We start from the raw sequence: 16,502 nt of genomic DNA, 5'->3' as shown, positions 1-16,502 counted from the left end.
CCACCTATGGCCAATACCGCCACTACCCCGCGCACTGCGACCGGTCACATCACGCAGGTTATCGGCGCCGTCGTCGACGTGCAGTTCGAAGGCCACCTGCCGGAGATCCTCAATGCCCTCGAGACAACCAACGGCGGCAACCGCCTGGTGCTCGAAGTGGCCCAGCAGCTCGGCGAGAGCACCGTGCGCTGCATCGCCATGGACACATCCGAAGGCCTCGTGCGCGGTCAGCCGGTCACCGATACCGGCGCGCCGATCTCTGTGCCGGTCGGCCCCGGTACGCTCGGCCGCATCATGAACGTCATCGGCGAGCCGGTGGACGAAGCCGGACCGATCCCGTCGGAAGGCATCCGCGCCATCCACCAGGCAGCACCGACCTACGCCGAGCAGGCCACCGAGGCCCAGATTCTCGTGACGGGCATCAAGGTCGTGGACCTGCTGGCTCCTTACGCAAAGGGCGGCAAGATCGGTCTCTTCGGCGGTGCAGGCGTCGGCAAGACCGTGCTCATCATGGAGCTCATCAACAACGTTGCGAAGGCGCACGGCGGTTACTCCGTGTTCGCCGGCGTCGGCGAGCGCACCCGCGAGGGCAACGACCTCTATCACGAGATGATCGAATCGGGCGTGAACAAGCATGGCGGCGGCGAAGGCTCCAAGTGCGCCCTCGTGTACGGCCAGATGAACGAGCCCCCGGGCGCCCGCGCCCGCGTTGCGCTCACCGGCCTGACGGTCGCCGAGAACTTCCGCGACCAGGGACAGGACGTGCTGTTCTTCGTCGACAACATCTTCCGCTTCACGCAGGCGGGCTCCGAGGTGTCGGCGCTTCTCGGCCGTATTCCTTCCGCGGTGGGATACCAGCCGACGCTCTCCACCGACATGGGCATGCTGCAGGAGCGCATCACCACCACCAACAAGGGATCGATCACCTCGGTGCAGGCGATCTACGTGCCCGCCGACGATCTCACCGACCCTGCTCCGGCCGCTTCCTTCGCCCACCTCGACGCCACGACCGTTCTGTCGCGCTCGATCGCCGAGAAGGGCATCTACCCGGCGGTGGACCCGCTCGACTCGACCTCGCGCATGCTCTCGGCCGCCATCCTCGGCGAGGAGCACTACAATGTGGCCCGTTCCGTCCAGCAGATCCTGCAGCGATACAAGTCGCTTCAGGACATCATCGCGATCCTGGGCATGGACGAGCTCTCGGAAGAGGACAAGCTGACCGTGGCCCGCGCCCGCAAGATCGAGCGCTTCCTGTCGCAGCCCTTCTTCGTGGCCGAAGTCTTCACCGGCTCGCCCGGCAAACTCGTGGCTCTTGAGGATACCATCAAGGGCTTCAAGGGTCTCGTGGAAGGCCAGTACGACCACCTGCCCGAAGCAGCCTTCTACATGGTCGGCAGCATCGAGGAAGCGATCGAGAAGGCCCAGCGCCTCGCGGCCGAAGCGGCTTAATCAAGATCAACAAGGGTCCCGGAGCATGGGCGTCCATGCTCCGGAACTTCTGTCGAGCGTATCTCCCAAACGACTCCCAGCCGCCCTGCTGCGGCGACCGGGATGACGAGGAGCTCCAATGGCTACCTTCACCTTCGAACTCGTCTCTCCCGAGCGGGTGCTGTTCTCGGGCGCCGTCGATGCGGTGGTCCTGCCCGCCACGGAAGGCGACATGACCATCCTGGCAGGCCACGCGCCCACCATGACGGCCCTCAAGACCGGCTTTCTCGTCATCACCAGCAACCCCGGCAATGGTCGGCGGATCCTGGTGCGCGGCGGTTTTGCCGACGTGAACCAGAACGGCCTCACGGTCCTGGCCGAGCGTGCTCTCCCGGCCGAGGAACTGACGCAGGATATTCTCGACCGCGAGATCCTCCAGGCCGAGATGGCCTATGACGCCACCAACGAGCCGGCCGCGAAGCATGCGGCGGAGTCAGCCGTCGCGCAACTGCGCGAAGCCAAGGCGGCCTTGAACTTCTGATGTGAAACAACCCGGCCCCGAGCCGGGTTTTTCATTTATGGACCAGATAGCGCCGCTCATTCTCACGCTCCGATTCGACGAGCGTTCCTTCGCGTTTTTCAACGAGCAGAGGAAACGCTACTTTCCGCCGGAGCGGAACTTCATCCCGGCGCATCTAACGCTGTTCCATCATCTGCCGGGCGAACATCTCATTGAAATCCAGCGTGACATCGCAGCCAGCGCCTCACGCCAGAAGCCTTTTCCTCTGGAGGTCGTGAGCCTGCGCTCCCTCGGGCGAGGCGTTGCCTACAACCTTGCATCACCAGAACTCAGCGGGCTGCGCCGTCATCTTGCGCAGCTATGGAATGACTGGCTCAAGCCTCAGGACCGGCAGAAGCATCAACCCCACGTGACGGTGCAGAACAAGGCTGATCCTACCCAGGCCAGGGCCTTGCTGGAGGAACTGACGGAAGGCTTCCAACCTTTCCAGGCTACAGCCATCGGGCTGGACCTGTGGTGGTATCGCGGCGGGCCATGGGAGAAGGTGAGCAGCTCCCTTTTCGCAGACGAAATCCAACCCGCTAAGTCATAGCAGGGCCTGTTGCGGCCATAACGAACATGAGGCCGCAACGCCTTCGATCAGAAGCACCGGCACAAGGCCGATGATGACGAGGGGAGTGTCATTCACGGCCCTTGGCAAGGGGAATGACATGCACGGCCTACTACGTGCTCCGCTCGAACGGGGAGAGAGCTCCGCCCGCCTACTCCCCCATAGCGATAAGATTAGCATTGCCGCCGGCCGCCGCCGTGTTGATCGTCACGGTCTGCTCGGTGGCAAAGCGCAGGAGGTAGTGCGGCCCGCCTGCCTTCGGGCCCGTGCCGGACAGGCCATGGCCGCCGAAGGGCTGCACGCCCACCACCGCGCCGATCATGTTGCGGTTCACATAGACGTTGCCCACCGACAAGCTCTCCACGATCCGCTCGACGGTGGAATCGATGCGGGAATGCACGCCGAGCGTCAGGCCATATCCAGTGCCCTCGATCGCCCGCAGCACCTCCTCCAGCCGGTCGGCCCTGTAGCGCACCACGTGCAGGACGGGGCCGAAGACTTCCTGGGCCAGATCGTGCGGCTTGTTCAGCTCGAAGATGTGCGGCGCAACATAGGTGCCCGTGGTGGGCGCCTCACCCGCATAGTGCACTTTGGCCTGGCGCTTCATCGCCTGGATGTGCGCGTCGAGCTTGTCTTTGGCCTCCCGGTCGATCACCGGGCCCACATGGGCCGCAATCTCGCGCGGATCGGCAAGCTTCAGCTCCTGGGCATTGCCGGCGATCATCTCGATCATGCGGTCGGCCACGTCCTCCTGCACGCAGAGCAGGCGAAGAGCCGAGCAGCGCTGGCCGGCCGAGCGGAAAGCGGAGGTCACCACATCGTCGGCGACCTGTTCGGGCAGAGCCGTGGCGTCCACGATCATGGCGTTGATGCCGCCGGTCTCGGCGATCAGCGGCACGATGGCCGCATCCTTGTTCGCGAGCGTCCGGTTGATGATGCGGGCCACCTCGGTCGAGCCGGTGAAGACCACGCCCGCCACGTCCTTGTGCTCCACGAGCCGCGCGCCGACGCGCCCGTCGCCCGGCACGAGGTGAAGGGCCGTCTTCGGCACACCGCCTTCATGCAGGATGCGCACCGCAAGATCGGCGATTAGTGGCGTCTGCTCGGCAGGCTTCGCCACGACCGCGTTGCCGGCCATGAGCGCAGCGCTCACCTGGCCGAGGAAGATGGCCAGCGGGAAGTTCCAGGGCGAGATCGCCACGAACACGCCGCGGCCACGCAGGCGCAGCACGTTGCTTTCACCCGTGGGGCCCGGCATGAGGTCGCCGTTGTCAAAGAGACCACGACCCTGCACGGCGTAATAGCGCAGGAAATCGACCGCCTCGCGCACCTCCGACAAGGCATCGTCCAAGGTCTTGCCGGCTTCGATTTGCAGCAGGTGCAGCAGCGCGCCGCGTCGCTCCTCCAGCAGACCGGCTGCGCGCTCCAGCGCCTTGGCGCGCGTGTCCGCGTCCGTTCGGCTCCAGGCCCCAAAGCCTGCGCGGGCTGCCGCCATGGCATGGTCGGCAACCTCGGGCGAAGCCTCGGTGACGGAGCCTGCGACGGTCGTGCCGTCGATGGGGCTGACGACAGGGCGGGTCTCGCCGGACGCGGGCTTGCCGTCGATCAGCACCTCCGCCTTGTAGCGCTGCTGCGCGCTCCGTTTGATTTCGGCAAGAAGTCCATCGAGCGTGGCCTGATGGCCGAATTCCACGCCCTTGGAATTGGGCCGCTCCGGCCCGTAGAGATCCCGCGGCAGGGGGAGCTTGGGATGGCGCGCCTTGTCGGCGGACACGATGATGTCGGCCGGCCGCTTCAGGAGCGCCTCGACCGGAACGTTCGGATCGGCCGCCACGGAAACGAAGGAGGAGTTCGCGCCGTTTTCCAGCAGGCGCCGCACGAGATAGGCCAGGAGATCGCGGTGGCCGCCCACCGGCGCATAGGCGCGGCAGGCCAGCCCCGGCTTGTCCTCGATCAGGCGGGCGTAGAGCGCCTCGCCCATGCCGTGCAGGCGCTGGAACTCGTAACCCTCCGTGCCGCCGGCGCGCTCGATGATCGACGCGACGGTGAGCGCATTGTGGGTGGCAAATTGCGGGTAGATGCGCGGACGTAAGCTGAGCATCTTCTCGGCGCAGGCGACATAATGCAGGTCCGTCATCGCCTTGCGGGTGAAGACCGGATAATCGTCGAGGCCGCGCTCCTGGGCGCGCTTGACCTCCGTGTCCCAATAGGCGCCCTTCACGAGGCGCACCATCAGCTGCCGGTCGTAGCGCTCGGCCATTGCGGCGATGGCGTCGATCACCGAGCCGGCGCGCTTCTGATAGGCCTGGATGGCAAGCCCGAAGCCTTTCCAGTCGGCAAGCGACGGATCGGCGAGCACGGCGTCGATCACCTCGAGGGAAAGTTCGAGGCGGTCGGCTTCCTCCGCGTCGACGGTGAAGTTGAGGTCGTAGGATTTTGCCTTTTGCGCCAGCTCGATCACGAGGGGCACCAGCTCGCGCATGACCCGCTCGCGGCTCGTGGCCTCGTAGCGCGGATGGAGCGCGGAGAGCTTCACCGAAATGCCGGGGCGATTCGGCAGCGGCTCATTGCCGGCCGAGCGGCCGATGGCGTCGATGGCGGAGGCATAGGATTCGAAATAGCGGCGGGCGTCGTCGGCCGTGCGGGCGCCTTCGCCCAGCATGTCGAAGGAATAGCGGTAGACCCGGCCCTTGGCGGAACCCGCACGCTTCAAGGCATCCTCGATGGTCTGGCCGAGCACGAAGTGATTGCCCATCACCCGCATGGCCTGCCGGGTGGCCGTGCGCACGGCCGGAAGGCCGAGGCGCTTGGTTACCTGGCGCAGGATGCCTTCCGGGGTCTCGCCCGGCTGGATGACCCGTGCCGTGATCCCGAGCGCCCAGGCCGATGCGGAGACCAGGAAGGCGTCCGACTTCGACTCATGGCTGGCGAAGTCGGCCTGTCCCAGCTTGTCCTCGATGAGCCAGTCGGCGGTGGCAGCATCCGGCACCCGCAGCAGGGCTTCGGCCAGCACCATGAGGGCAAGGCCCTCCTTGGTGGAAAGCGCGTATTCGCGCAGCATCTCCTCCACGCCGCCGAGCCCGCCGCCCTTGGCGCGGATGGCCTCGATCAGGCGGGTCGCCTGCTCGTCCACCCGTTTCTCCCGCTCCGGCGTCAGCCGCGAACCGGCCAGCAGACGGGACGCCATGGCCTTGTCGTCTTCCGCATAGGGAGGGTTGAAGGGCATAGGATGGCTTGGGGCAGGGTGCATCGGGAATCCTCTGGGGTTTCCTCGAATATATGAAAGAACGAGCCGCGTTTCGATGGCATTATTGGCGTGACGGGCTTAGGATATCCGGTGAAGCAGCATCAGAACCCCGATAATGACGGATTTGGACAAGATCGATCGCAAGATCCTCAAGAACCTCCAGAGCGATGGCCGCATCGCCACCGTGGAACTGGCCGAAAAGATCGGCCTGTCGCCCACATCGACGGGCGACCGGGTCAAACGCCTGCAGCGGGAGGGCTATATCGCCGGGTTCGGCGCCCGGCTCGATCCGCACCGGCTCGGCCTCGAGCTCCTGGTGTTCGTGGAGGTCTCCCTCGACAAGACCACGCCGGACGTTTTCGAGAAATTTGCCGAGGCCGTGAAGCGGGCGCCTGAGGTTCTCGAGTGCCACATGGTGGCGGGCGGATTCGATTATCTGGTGAAGACCCGGGTGGCCGACATGGCCGCCTACCGCCGCTTCCTCGGCGAGACCCTTCTGGCTCTGCCGGGCGTGAAGGAGACGCGCACCTATGCGGTGATGGAGGAGGTCAAGAGCGACGGGATGCTGCCGGTGTAATCTCCTCACCGGGGCATGGCCGGGCTCGTCCCGGCCATGCCGATCATGAGAAGCGATGCGCTCTTCAAAGTGAGATCACCGGCATGAGCCGGTGATCAAGGGGAGGGATCGTTAGCCGGAAACAGCCTGCTGCTCATCCCTCGTCTTCCACAGGGAGAAGACCACGCCGCCTGCGATCAGGGCGAGAGTCACGCCCAGCGAGATGGTGGGATCGAGCTTGCCCACGAGCTGGTTCCAGAAGATCTTGCCGCCGATGAACACGAGCACCAGCGCCAGGGCGTACTTCAGGTAATGGAACCTGTGCACCATGGCGGCCAAGGCGAAGTAGAGCGCCCTTAAGCCCAGGATCGCCATGATGTTGGCCGTGTAGACCACGAAGGTATCCGTGGTGATGGCGAAGATGGCCGGCACCGAGTCCACTGCAAAGATCAGATCGGCGACGTTAATCACCACGAGTGCCAGAAAGAGGGGCGTCGCCCAGGAGACGAGTTTGCCTGTCTTGGGATCGGGCTCTCGCACGAAGAAGTGCTGGTCGTGAAGCTGATGCGTCACCCGCATGTGTTTGCGCAGGAAGCGGACGAGCGGGTTCTTCTCGATGTCGGGATCGCTCTCGGGCACGATCAGCATCTTGATGCCGGTCGCGATGAGGAACGCGCCGAAGATGTAGAGCATCCAGGCATATTCCTGCACCAAAGCCGCACCCAGAGCGATCATGATGCCGCGCAGAACGATGACGCCGATAATGCCCCAGACGAGAGCACGGTACTGGAAGCGTCGAGGGATCGCGAAATAGCTGAAGATCAGCGAGATCACGAAAACATTGTCGATGGACAGGGACTTCTCGATGAAGAAGCCCGTGAAGTAGGAAATCCCCGCGTGGCTGCCGTCCTGGGTCACCAGGAGGCCGGTCTCGAACGACCACCAGATATAGGCACCGAAGAGAACTGCGATGCCGATGTAGAAGGCAGACAGGAGAAGGCTCTCCTTCACGCCGAGTTCTTTGTCCTTCCTGTTCAGGACACCGAGATCGAAAGCGAGGAGAAAAACGACAAGGCTCAAGAAAGCCGTCCACATCCAGACGGGCTTTCCCAGCCATTCCATGAGAAGGAATTCTGGCATAACCGGACCTTTGATTGCTTATGTTCAAGCATCGGCTCCGACATCGCAGTCGCTTATGCGTCCTGCCAGAGGGGCCCGGTCGCCGATGGGAATCAACGTGGGGAGAGCTCTCAGCCCCGTCAAGAGTCTTCCCGTTGAGAATTTCTGCTCAATTTTGCGTCAAATGCCGGCTGAGATGGCAGGGATGCCCGGGCAAGAGACTTGACCCGCCGCACCGATCTGCTTGCATGGTCGAGAACAGGGCAGACGGCAGAAAGAGTGCCACGAGGCTCCGGAGCATAAAAACAGAGGTGACGGTGATGTTTGCGGATCGTTCGACGAAGGTGCGGTGGATCAAGGGGATGCTGGCGGGTGCTGCCGTGCTTCTCGGATCCGCTGCCGCCCAGGCCCAGACGCCGGTGCGGTTTTCCCTGGACTGGCGCTGGGAAGGGCCAGCCGCCCCCTTCGCGGTTGCCCTCGACAAGGGCTACTTCAAGGCGGAAGGGCTCGACGTTACGATCGATCCGGCCGCAGGCTCCCGCGAGCCGATCTCCCGGGTGGCGTCCGGCACCTATGACGTGGGCTTCGGCGACGTGAACTCCCTCGTGCGCTTCCGGGACGAGAACCCCGGCACCGAAATCAAGGCCGTGATGGTGATCTACGACCGGCCGCCCTTTGCCATCATCGGCCGCAAGAGCCGGGGCGTCACCAAGGAGGTGTCGAGCCTGAAGGGGAGAACCATCGGCGCACCGGCCGCCGACGGGGCTTATGCGCAATGGCCGATCTTCAAGGCCGTGAACAAGATCGACGATGCCGGCATGAAGTTCGAGAATGTGGGCTTTCCGGTCCGTGAGCCGATGCTGGCGCAAGGCGAGGTCGATGCGGTCTTCGGCTTCTCCATGTCGTCCTACATCAACCTGAAGTCCCGCGGCGTCCCGGCCGACGACATCGTGGTGATGCTCATGAGCGATTACGGGGTCGATCTCTACGGCAACACCATCATCGTGTCGCAGAAGTTCGCGCAGGAAAAGCCGGAGGCCGTGAAGGGCCTGCTGCGCGCCATCATGAAAGGCGTGCAGGATACCGTGAAGGACCCGTCGAGCGCCGTGGACGCGGTCATCAAGCGCAACGACGTCGCCAAGAAGGACGTGGAGCTGGAGCGCCTCAGGATGGTGCTGGACCAGAACATGATCACGCCCTGGGTGAAGCAGAACGGCTTCGGCGGCATCGACAAGGAGCGCTTTGCCCGGGCTCTCGACCAGATCGGCCTGACCTTCACCTACAAGGCGAAGCCCACTCTGGAGGCGGTGTTCACGGAGGAGTTCCTCCCGGCCGCCGACCAGCGCAAGGTGAACTGATCCCACAGGCCCGGCTCCATCGGCAGCCGGGCTTTTTCTTTTTCGAACGGCATCCCATGAAACCCTTCGTCGACATTCACGACGTCACCCACGTCTATGCGCGGGCCGAGGACGGCCTGCCTGCCGTCAGGAACCTGAACCTGAAGGTGAACGAGGGCGAGTTCGCCGCCATCGTCGGCCCCTCGGGCTGCGGCAAGTCCACCCTCATGAAGCTTGCGACCGGGTTGCAGTTTCCCCGGGAGGGAACCGTGATCGTCGACGGCAAGGAGGTCGGCGCTCCCGTCAAACTGGCCGGCATGGCCTTCCAGAACCCGACCATGCTGCCCTGGCGCACCACCCTCGACAACATCCTGCTGCCGCTGGAGATCGTGGAGCCGCATCGCTCCCGGCTGCGCCGGCACAAGGCGGAGTATGTGGCCAAGGCCGAGGGACTTCTGGCCCAGGTCGGCCTGAAGGGGCAGGGCGACAAGTTTCCCTGGCAGTTGTCCGGCGGCATGCAGCAGCGCGCCTCCCTGTGCCGCGCGCTCATCCACGAGCCGAAGCTCCTGATGCTCGACGAGCCCTTCGGGGCGCTGGACAGCTTCACCCGCGAGGAGTTGTGGTGCGTGATGCGCGATCTTCACGCGGCGCAGAAGGTGACGATCATTCTCGTCACGCACGACCTGCGCGAGGCGGCCTTCCTGTCGGACCGCATCTTCTGCATGAGCGCGCGTCCCGGCCGCATCGTCGCCGAGCGCGAGGTGGAGTTCCCCCGCCCGCGCGATCTCGAAATCACCTACACGCCGGAATTCGCCGCTCTGGTTCATGAATTGCGCGGTCATATCGCGCAGGCGCGCAACGCCGCTTGAGACACCCATGAAAACCAAAAATCAGCTTGCTCTCGCGCCCTGGGTTTTTACCGTCGGGTTCTTCATTCTGTGGGAGGTGGTCTGCCGCGCCCTGAAGGTGTCGAGCTTCATCCTGCCTGCGCCTTCCACGATCCTTCTGGCCGTATGGGAATACCGCAACCAGCTCGCCTATCACGCCATGCATACGCTCTGGATGACCCTGGCGGGGTTTGGTCTGGCGGTCGGTTTCGGCCTTCTGCTCGGCATGGTGCTCGGCTCCTCGCGGCTCATCAATGCGGGCAGCTATCCTCTGCTCGTGGGCTTCAACTCGATCCCGAAGGTGGCCGTGGTGCCGATCCTGGTGTTCTGGTTCGGGGTCGGTTGGGTGCCGCCGGTGCTGACGGCCTTCCTGATTTCGTTCTTCCCCATCGTGGTGAACGTCGCGACCGGCATCGCCACCGTCGAGCCGGAGATGGAGGATGTGCTGCGGGCGCTGGGCGCCTCGAAGCGCGACATCGTCTTCAAAGTGGGCGTGCCCCGCGCCATGCCGTATTTCTTCGGCTCCCTCAAGGTGGCGATCACGCTCGCCTATGTGGGCTCCGTCATAGGCGAGCAGAACGCCTCGAATGTGGGCATCGGCAACCTGCTGACCCGCGCGTCCGCCGCTTTCGAGGTGCCCCTGGTCTGGGCCGCCCTCGTGGTGCTCGCCGTGCTCGGCGTCGTCATGTACGCGGCCACGGCCTACGTGGAGCAGTCCATGACCGGCTGGGCGCAGCGCTCGCAGATGGCGGCATAAAAATAGGATCCAACGTGTCATTCCCGGCCGGAGCGCAGCGGAGGGGAAGGGAATCCATAGCGCCACGTCTGGGAGCGGATCCCCTTCCCGGCCTACGGCCGCCGGGGATGACACCGTTCCTGCTTCTTCCCGGCAAGGACAGCTAGAGGCGTTTACCGCCTCAACGACAGCGGATTATCCGCCAGCGCCGCCGCGTCGGGTTGATCGACGGCAGGCTTGCCCAGAAAGGCGTTCCAGAGCTTCTCCACGGTGTCCCGTTCCAGATCGTCCACGATGAAGACGATGCGGCTGCGCCGGTCCTCGCTGGGCCAGCGTGGCAGCACGGCCGGCACATGGATCACATGCTGCACGCCGTGAATGACCACCGGGTGCTCCGGGTCCTCGGCCAGGGCCACGAGGCCCTTCACGCGCAGGAGCTTTGCCCCTTGCGACGAGCGCAGGAGGTCGAGGAACATGTCGAGGGTGCCCTGGCGGATCGGCTGGTCGCTGGTGAGGCAGAAGGCGCGGATGCGCTCGTCGTGCCGGTTCACGTCATGGTGGTGATGATCGTGCCCATGATGGTGATGATCGTGCCCGTGCCGATGGGCGTGGCTGCGGTGCTCGGCCTCCTCGACGGCCTCCGTCTTCAGCCATTCGGCCACGTCGGCGATCTTGCCGTCGAGGTCGAAGAGCCCGCCGGCAATGATCGTCCCGGCGGGGGCCTCCGGGTCCAGGAGCGCCGCCCCGGGATTGAGCTGGCGCAGCCTCGCGCGCAGGGCCTCGAGGCTGGCCTCGTCCTCGACGAGATCGGTCTTGGTGATGACGATGCGTTCGGCGACGGCCGCCTGCTTCACGGCCTCCCGATGCGCATCGAGGGTGGCCGCGCCGTTCACCGCATCGACCACCGTCACCACCCCTTCCACGGCGTAGCGCATGGACAGATACGGATGGTAGAGCACCGCATGAAGGATCGGGGCCGGATCGGCGAGGCCCGTGGTCTCGATCACCACGCGCCGGAAGGGCATGATGCGGTCGTTGTCGCGCTTGCGCAGGAGGTCTTCGAGGGTTGCGATGAGATCGCCCCGCACGGTGCAGCAGAGGCAGCCGGCGGAGAGGAGCACCATGCCCTCGTCGATGGTCTCCACCAGCAGGTGATCGAGGCCGATCTCGCCGAACTCGTTGATGATCACCACCGTGTCCTGCAGGGCCGGGTCCTGGAGGAGGCGGTTGAGCAGGGTGGTTTTGCCCGATCCGAGAAAGCCGGTGAGGATGGTGAGCGGGATGGGGGCGGGTGGGGTCGTCGGGCTGTTGGTCATCTCGTCAATCCGCAATCGGCACCAGGGGAGCGTCCTTCGGGCGGCGCTGTTCCATCAGAACGTTGGCGAGGATGGCCGCCAGCACAAGAGCACCGCCTGTGATTTGCAAGGGCGCCAGGGTCTCGTTCAGGATCAGGGCCGATGAGATCGCCGCCACCACCGGCTCGGTGCAATAGACGATGCCCGCGGCAACGGCCGTGATCCGCCCGAGCGCCAGGAACTGGAGCACGAAGCCGAAAATGTAGCCTCCAACCGTTATGGCGACCGCGAACGGCGCAACGACCAGGGCCGAAGGCGGCACGAGCTGTCCTGCGGCCAGGCTGATCAGCACTGCTGTCGGGAGGACAAGAAGGTGGATCCAGAACGTCTTCGCCATCACGCCGGTCCTGCGGCAGCGCGCGGCGGCAAAGAACTGGATCGCCGTCGCAACGCTTGCGCCGAACGCCAGGGCCAGGCCCCGCCAGTCGAGATCCCCGAAGGCCGGGCCGACCACGAGGGCGACGCCGAGGGTTGCCACCGCCACCACGCCGAGCAGGGCCGGCGTGAGCCTCGTGCCCTCCACGAAGGGGCTCGCGAGGACGATGAGGATGGGAAAGGTGTAGAACACCACCGCCGCCACGGTGACGGGAATGAAGGCTACCGACGAGAGATAGCAGATGCCCACGAAAGCGGTGGCGACGCCGAGGAGGACCAGGGTGCCCCGCTCCTCCCGCGCCATGGCCAGGGAGCGCCGGGCCAGGGCCGCCACGATGCCCACGAGCACCAGCATCAGGAACACCCGGTAGACCACGATGGCCGACCCGCTGGCCCCGGCGAAGGACGCGATGCGGGCATAGACGATGTTGAAGCCGTAAAGGCTTGCCGATCCGAGGGCGAAGAGCAGGCCGGTGGCAGGAGAGGAGCGGGTCATTGCGACAGAGGTGATTTGCGGGACGCCGCACCGTTCGCCCGGATCGCCTGCGAATGCAAGGGAGCAAGCAAAACGCCCGGTCGGTGACCGGGCGCTGTAGGAGATCGAACCGTTCTTCGGATCAGTTCGCGACGGATTTGGGCTTTCCCGCCGCTTCGGCCTTCTGAGGCGCCTTCGCCTTGGCGTCGGCCGGGGCTTTTGCGGCAGGTTTGGGCGTGCTGGTCACCGGCTTGACGGTAACGCTGACCCGCGGCTGAGCCTTGCCCTTCGGCGCGGCCTTTTCGGCTTCCTTCTCGATCACCGGGGTGACGGCGGGCTCCTTGGGCTCGGCCTGCTTGGCGGCCGGCTTATTGGCCTTCTTGGGAGCCACGGCCTTCTTGCTCTTGGCCCGGCGCGCCTCTTCGGCTGCGGCTTCCGCCGCAGCCGCGGCTGCGATTTCCGCTTCCGAGGGAGGATTCAGGCCAACCCAGACCCGCTCCGGCTCGACGGCGGTGCGGGGGCCGAGAACGGTGCGCACGGGCTTCTGGGCGTCGCCCGCAAAGGCCATGACCTCGGAGGAGAAAAGGTTGGGGATGTTGCTGTCCGTTTCGGCAACGGCCGGGGCGTCCTCTTCCTGCGGCATCGGTCCGCGCCGGTCGCAGATGACGGGACGCATGTCCGGCGGGGTCACGTTGGACGAGGCCGGCAGGGCAGCGAGTTCCGGATTGGTGAAGTTCACCTTGCTGTTGAAGCCGCGATCGAAGAGTTCGGCGGCCTTGATCGTCCGCTCATTGGGCGACTGGGCGCCGAACACGACGGTGATCAGATGGCGGCCGTTGCGGGTGGCGGTGGCCACCACGTTGAAGCCGGACGAGCAGATGAAGCCGGTCTTCATGCCGTCGGCGCCGGGGTAACGGCCGATGAGGCCGTTGGTGTTGCGCATGATGCGGCGACCGAGCTGGACGGCGCCGATGTCGAACAGGTCCTTGTGGTCCGGGAACTCCGTCAGCAGCGCGCGGGCGAGGATTGCCATGTCGCGGGCCGTGGTCTGATTGCGCTCGTCGGGCAGGCCATGTGGGTTGGCAAAGCGGCTGCTGACCATGCCGAGGCGCTGGGCATGGGCGTTCATCAGCTCCGAGAAGCCATCGATCGAGCCGCCGATGTTCTCCGCAATGACCGCTGCCATGTCGTTGGCCGATTTGACCAGCATCATCTTGAGAGCATTGTCGAGCCGGATCTCCGTGCCGGGCTTGAAGCCCATCTTGGACGGGGGCAGGGCGGTCGCGGACTCGGACACGATGAGCAGCGTGTCCATGGACATCTGGCCGGAGCGCACCTTGTCGAGCGCCACGTAAGCGGTCAACAGCTTGGTGATGGAAGCCGGGAACCAGGGGTCGGTCGCCCGCTCCGCGTGCAGGACACGGCCGGACTCGAGTTCGACCACAAGAGCAGGACCGCCAGCGGCCCAAGCCGAACCGCTCGTCAAGGCGGCAAGGGCAAAGGCTGTCACGCGGAGGGCTCGGCTAACGTTCATACGGAACGACTCCTTGTCTTCGTTCGACGATCGGAGGGGATCTCGAAAGCCCGCCGGTCAGCTGGGCCATATTGTTATCCCAGAACCTTGGCCTTGGCTAGGTTCGGCAACTTATTGCTTATCGAAGCCACCCTTCTTAAGGAAATCCGTGGCAATAGAGTGGCAAGAGCCGCGCGGATTAAAGATCGGTCATGGGTGCATCTCTCCTCTGGATTCCAGTCACTCTGGCGGCCGCAGCGGCTCAGACCGCCCGCAATGCTACCCAGCGCCGGCTGACGGAAACCATCGGGACCGTGGGGGCAACCCAGGTGCGGTTCCTGTACGGCTTTCCTTTCGCGCTCCTGGCTTTGGCCGGCATGAGCCTTGTCACCCAGGAAGCAATCCCTGGGCCTAATGCAACGTTCCTCGTCTATGTTCTGATCGGCGCCGTCACGCAGATCCTCGCCACGGCCCTCATGCTCTCAGCCATGCGGGAGCGCGCCTTTTCGGTGGTCACAGCCTATACCAAGACCGAACCGGTGCAGGTGGCCCTGTTCGGGCTGGCGCTTCTGGGCGATCCCCTGACGCCCGCCATGGGATTGGCCATCGCGGTTGCCACCTCGGGCGTGCTGCTCATGTCGGTGAAGCCCGGCACGAGCCTGGCAGCCTCGGGGATCCGGCCCGTCGTTTTCGGCCTCCTGTCCGGCGCTTTCTTCGCCCTGGCGGCGATCGGGTTTCGCGGCGCGATCCTGTCGCTCGAGGAGGGCTCGCCCCTGATCCGGGCCTCCACCACCCTGGTCTGGGGGCTGGGCCTGCAGACCGCAATCCTGCTCGTCTGGCTTGGCGCGTTCGACCGGAGAGCCTTGATGGCAAGCCTTGCGGCCTGGCGTCCGTCTCTCGGGGCAGGCTTTCTTGGAGCCCTCGCGTCCCAGTTCTGGTTCATCGGCTTTGCCCTCACGACGGCCGCCAATGTGCGCACCCTCGCGCTCGTGGAGGTGCTGATGGCGCAGGCGGTCTCCCATCGGTTCCTGGCGCAGGCGACGAGCCGGCGCGAGCTTGCTGGAATGCTCCTGATCCTGGCCGGAGTGGGCCTGTTGCTGCTGGCGCAACGTTAGCTTGTCGCTGCGGCAGTCACATGATAACGAACAACGTTACATAACATGAACGTGTTTCGGACCCGCTCCCATGACAGACGCTGCTGCCCCTGCATCCATGCAACCTGCCTACCGTGTTCTTCAGGTTGGCGATCCGGTTCCCTGGTTCAAGCAGGCTTCAACCAGCAACCCGCAGTTCAGCTTCGACACGGTGGCGGGCCGCTATGTGGTGCTGTGCTTCTACGGAATGGGCTCGGATGAGGTTGGGCGCGCGACCCTTGCGTCGTTCCAGGAGCAGCACCGTTCCCTGTTCGACGACGACAAGATCGCGCTGTTCGGCGTAAGCGTCGATCCTTCAGACAGGTCGGAGATGCGCGCCAGGGAGATCATCCCCGGCATCCGCCATTTCTGGGATTTCGACGGAAGCGTGGGGCGCCTTTATGGCGCGCTGCCTCGCAACATCTCGCCCGGCCAGGGATCGGTTCCCATCCGGCGCTTCTGGATGGTGCTCAATCCCACCCTGCGCGTGCGGGCCGTCTTCCCGTTCAGGGACGATGGCGGCGATCGTGAGGAGGTCATGGCCTATCTGCGGGCTCTGCCGCCGGTCAGCCACTTTGCGGGCTTCGAGATTCCGGCTCCCGTTCTGGTGATCCCCGATGTGTTCGAGCCCGAATTCCGCCGGCACCTCATCGGCCTCTACGAGCAGCATGGCGGAGAGGAATCGGGCTTCATGCGGGAGGTCAACGGCAAGACCGTTGCGGCGCACGATCCGAACCATAAGCGGCGCAAGGATTACACGATCACGGACCCGAACCTGATCCGGCAGGTGCAGCACCGCATCATCCGCCGCATCAATCCCGAGATCGAGCGGGTGCATTTCTTCAAGCCTTCGCGCATGGAGCGCTACATCGTCTCCTGCTACGCGGCGGAGGATGGCGGCCACTTCCGTGCGCACCGGGACAACACCACGAGCGGCACGGCCCATCGCCGCTTTGCCGTCTCGATCAACCTCAACAGCGAGTTCGAGGGCAGGGAGGTGAGCTTCCCGGAATACGGGCCACGGGGCTACAAGGCTCCGGCCGGCGGCGCGATCGTGTTCTCGTGCCCGCTTCTCCATGCGGTCTCGCGGGTGACGGCGGGCCGGCGCTTTGCCTTCCTGCCGTTCCTCTACGACGAGGAGGCCGCCAAGATCCGGGAGGCGAACAACCCCAATCTTGGAGAAGGTGTCGGAGCCTATAAGGCCTGACGGG

General features: G+C 64.9%; 14 protein-coding genes. 9 read left to right on the top strand and 5 right to left on the bottom strand.

Annotated features, from left to right (window positions below; translation table 11 throughout):
• Nucleotides 1–6 precede the first annotated feature (6 nt).
• The 3 genes from atpD (at nt 7) to JKG68_RS12260 (ending at nt 2,540) form a co-directional block, all read left to right on the top strand.
• Nucleotides 7–1,449, top strand: a complete 1,443-nt coding sequence (gene atpD / locus JKG68_RS12270) for a F0F1 ATP synthase subunit beta (protein WP_202059729.1) — start codon at nt 7–9, stop codon at nt 1,447–1,449.
• 118 nt (nt 1,450–1,567) lie between these two features.
• A complete protein-coding gene (locus JKG68_RS12265) occupies nt 1,568–1,969 on the top strand; it encodes a F0F1 ATP synthase subunit epsilon (protein ID WP_202059727.1) in 402 nt (133 codons plus the stop codon).
• Nucleotides 1,970–2,006: 37 nt separating this feature from the next.
• Nucleotides 2,007–2,540: a 2'-5' RNA ligase family protein gene (locus JKG68_RS12260; RefSeq protein WP_202059725.1), complete on the top strand. Its 534-nt coding sequence runs from the start codon at nt 2,007–2,009 to the stop codon at nt 2,538–2,540.
• 169 nt (nt 2,541–2,709) lie between these two features.
• On the opposite strand, the gene putA is transcribed toward JKG68_RS12260, so the two are convergent.
• On the bottom strand, nt 2,710–5,808 hold the full coding sequence (gene putA, locus JKG68_RS12255; protein ID WP_202059723.1) for a bifunctional proline dehydrogenase/L-glutamate gamma-semialdehyde dehydrogenase PutA: 3,099 nt from the start codon (nt 5,806–5,808) through the stop codon (nt 2,710–2,712).
• Between the two features lie 112 nt (nt 5,809–5,920).
• Between putA and JKG68_RS12250 the strand changes: the two genes are divergently transcribed.
• Nucleotides 5,921–6,382, top strand: a complete 462-nt coding sequence (locus JKG68_RS12250; RefSeq protein ID WP_202059721.1) for an Lrp/AsnC ligand binding domain-containing protein — start codon at nt 5,921–5,923, stop codon at nt 6,380–6,382.
• Between the two features lie 111 nt (nt 6,383–6,493).
• Here the strand turns inward: JKG68_RS12250 and JKG68_RS12245 are convergent, their stop codons facing one another.
• Complete coding sequence (locus JKG68_RS12245; protein ID WP_202059719.1) at nt 6,494–7,501, bottom strand: TerC family protein; 1,008 nt, start codon at nt 7,499–7,501, stop codon at nt 6,494–6,496.
• Nucleotides 7,502–7,800: 299 nt separating this feature from the next.
• Between JKG68_RS12245 and JKG68_RS12240 the strand changes: the two genes are divergently transcribed.
• Genes JKG68_RS12240 through JKG68_RS12230 form a run of 3 tightly spaced genes read left to right on the top strand, consistent with a single transcriptional unit; the run spans nt 7,801 to nt 10,461 of the window.
• On the top strand, nt 7,801–8,838 hold the full coding sequence (locus JKG68_RS12240; protein ID WP_246515368.1) for an ABC transporter substrate-binding protein: 1,038 nt from the start codon (nt 7,801–7,803) through the stop codon (nt 8,836–8,838).
• 56 nt (nt 8,839–8,894) lie between these two features.
• Nucleotides 8,895–9,686: an ABC transporter ATP-binding protein gene (locus tag JKG68_RS12235; protein WP_202059715.1), complete on the top strand. Its 792-nt coding sequence runs from the start codon at nt 8,895–8,897 to the stop codon at nt 9,684–9,686.
• 7 nt (nt 9,687–9,693) lie between these two features.
• A complete protein-coding gene (locus JKG68_RS12230) occupies nt 9,694–10,461 on the top strand; it encodes an ABC transporter permease (protein ID WP_202059713.1) in 768 nt (255 codons plus the stop codon).
• A 152-nt stretch (nt 10,462–10,613) separates the two neighbouring features.
• Here JKG68_RS12230 and JKG68_RS12225 read toward each other — a convergent pair whose 3' ends face one another.
• The 3 genes from JKG68_RS12225 to JKG68_RS12215 all read right to left on the bottom strand — a co-directional run bounded on the left by JKG68_RS12225 (nt 10,614) and on the right by JKG68_RS12215 (nt 14,179).
• A complete protein-coding gene (locus JKG68_RS12225) occupies nt 10,614–11,756 on the bottom strand; it encodes a CobW family GTP-binding protein (RefSeq protein ID WP_202059711.1) in 1,143 nt (380 codons plus the stop codon).
• A 4-nt stretch (nt 11,757–11,760) separates the two neighbouring features.
• Nucleotides 11,761–12,666: a DMT family transporter gene (locus JKG68_RS12220; protein ID WP_202059709.1), complete on the bottom strand. Its 906-nt coding sequence runs from the start codon at nt 12,664–12,666 to the stop codon at nt 11,761–11,763.
• A 121-nt stretch (nt 12,667–12,787) separates the two neighbouring features.
• Complete coding sequence (locus JKG68_RS12215; RefSeq protein WP_202059708.1) at nt 12,788–14,179, bottom strand: D-alanyl-D-alanine carboxypeptidase family protein; 1,392 nt, start codon at nt 14,177–14,179, stop codon at nt 12,788–12,790.
• A 191-nt stretch (nt 14,180–14,370) separates the two neighbouring features.
• Between JKG68_RS12215 and JKG68_RS12210 the strand changes: the two genes are divergently transcribed.
• Nucleotides 14,371–15,273: an EamA family transporter gene (locus JKG68_RS12210; protein WP_202059706.1), complete on the top strand. Its 903-nt coding sequence runs from the start codon at nt 14,371–14,373 to the stop codon at nt 15,271–15,273.
• A gap of 70 nt (nt 15,274–15,343) precedes the next feature.
• Complete coding sequence (locus JKG68_RS12205; RefSeq protein ID WP_202059704.1) at nt 15,344–16,498, top strand: redoxin domain-containing protein; 1,155 nt, start codon at nt 15,344–15,346, stop codon at nt 16,496–16,498.
• The last annotated feature ends 4 nt before the right edge of the window (nt 16,499–16,502 follow it).

Source organism: Microvirga aerilata (assembly GCF_016743775.1).
In the GTDB taxonomy this organism is placed as follows: Bacteria; Pseudomonadota; Alphaproteobacteria; order Rhizobiales; family Beijerinckiaceae; genus Microvirga; species Microvirga aerilata.
Note: the sequence above shows the minus strand (reverse complement) of the source record. Positions and strands in the feature narration are given on the sequence as shown.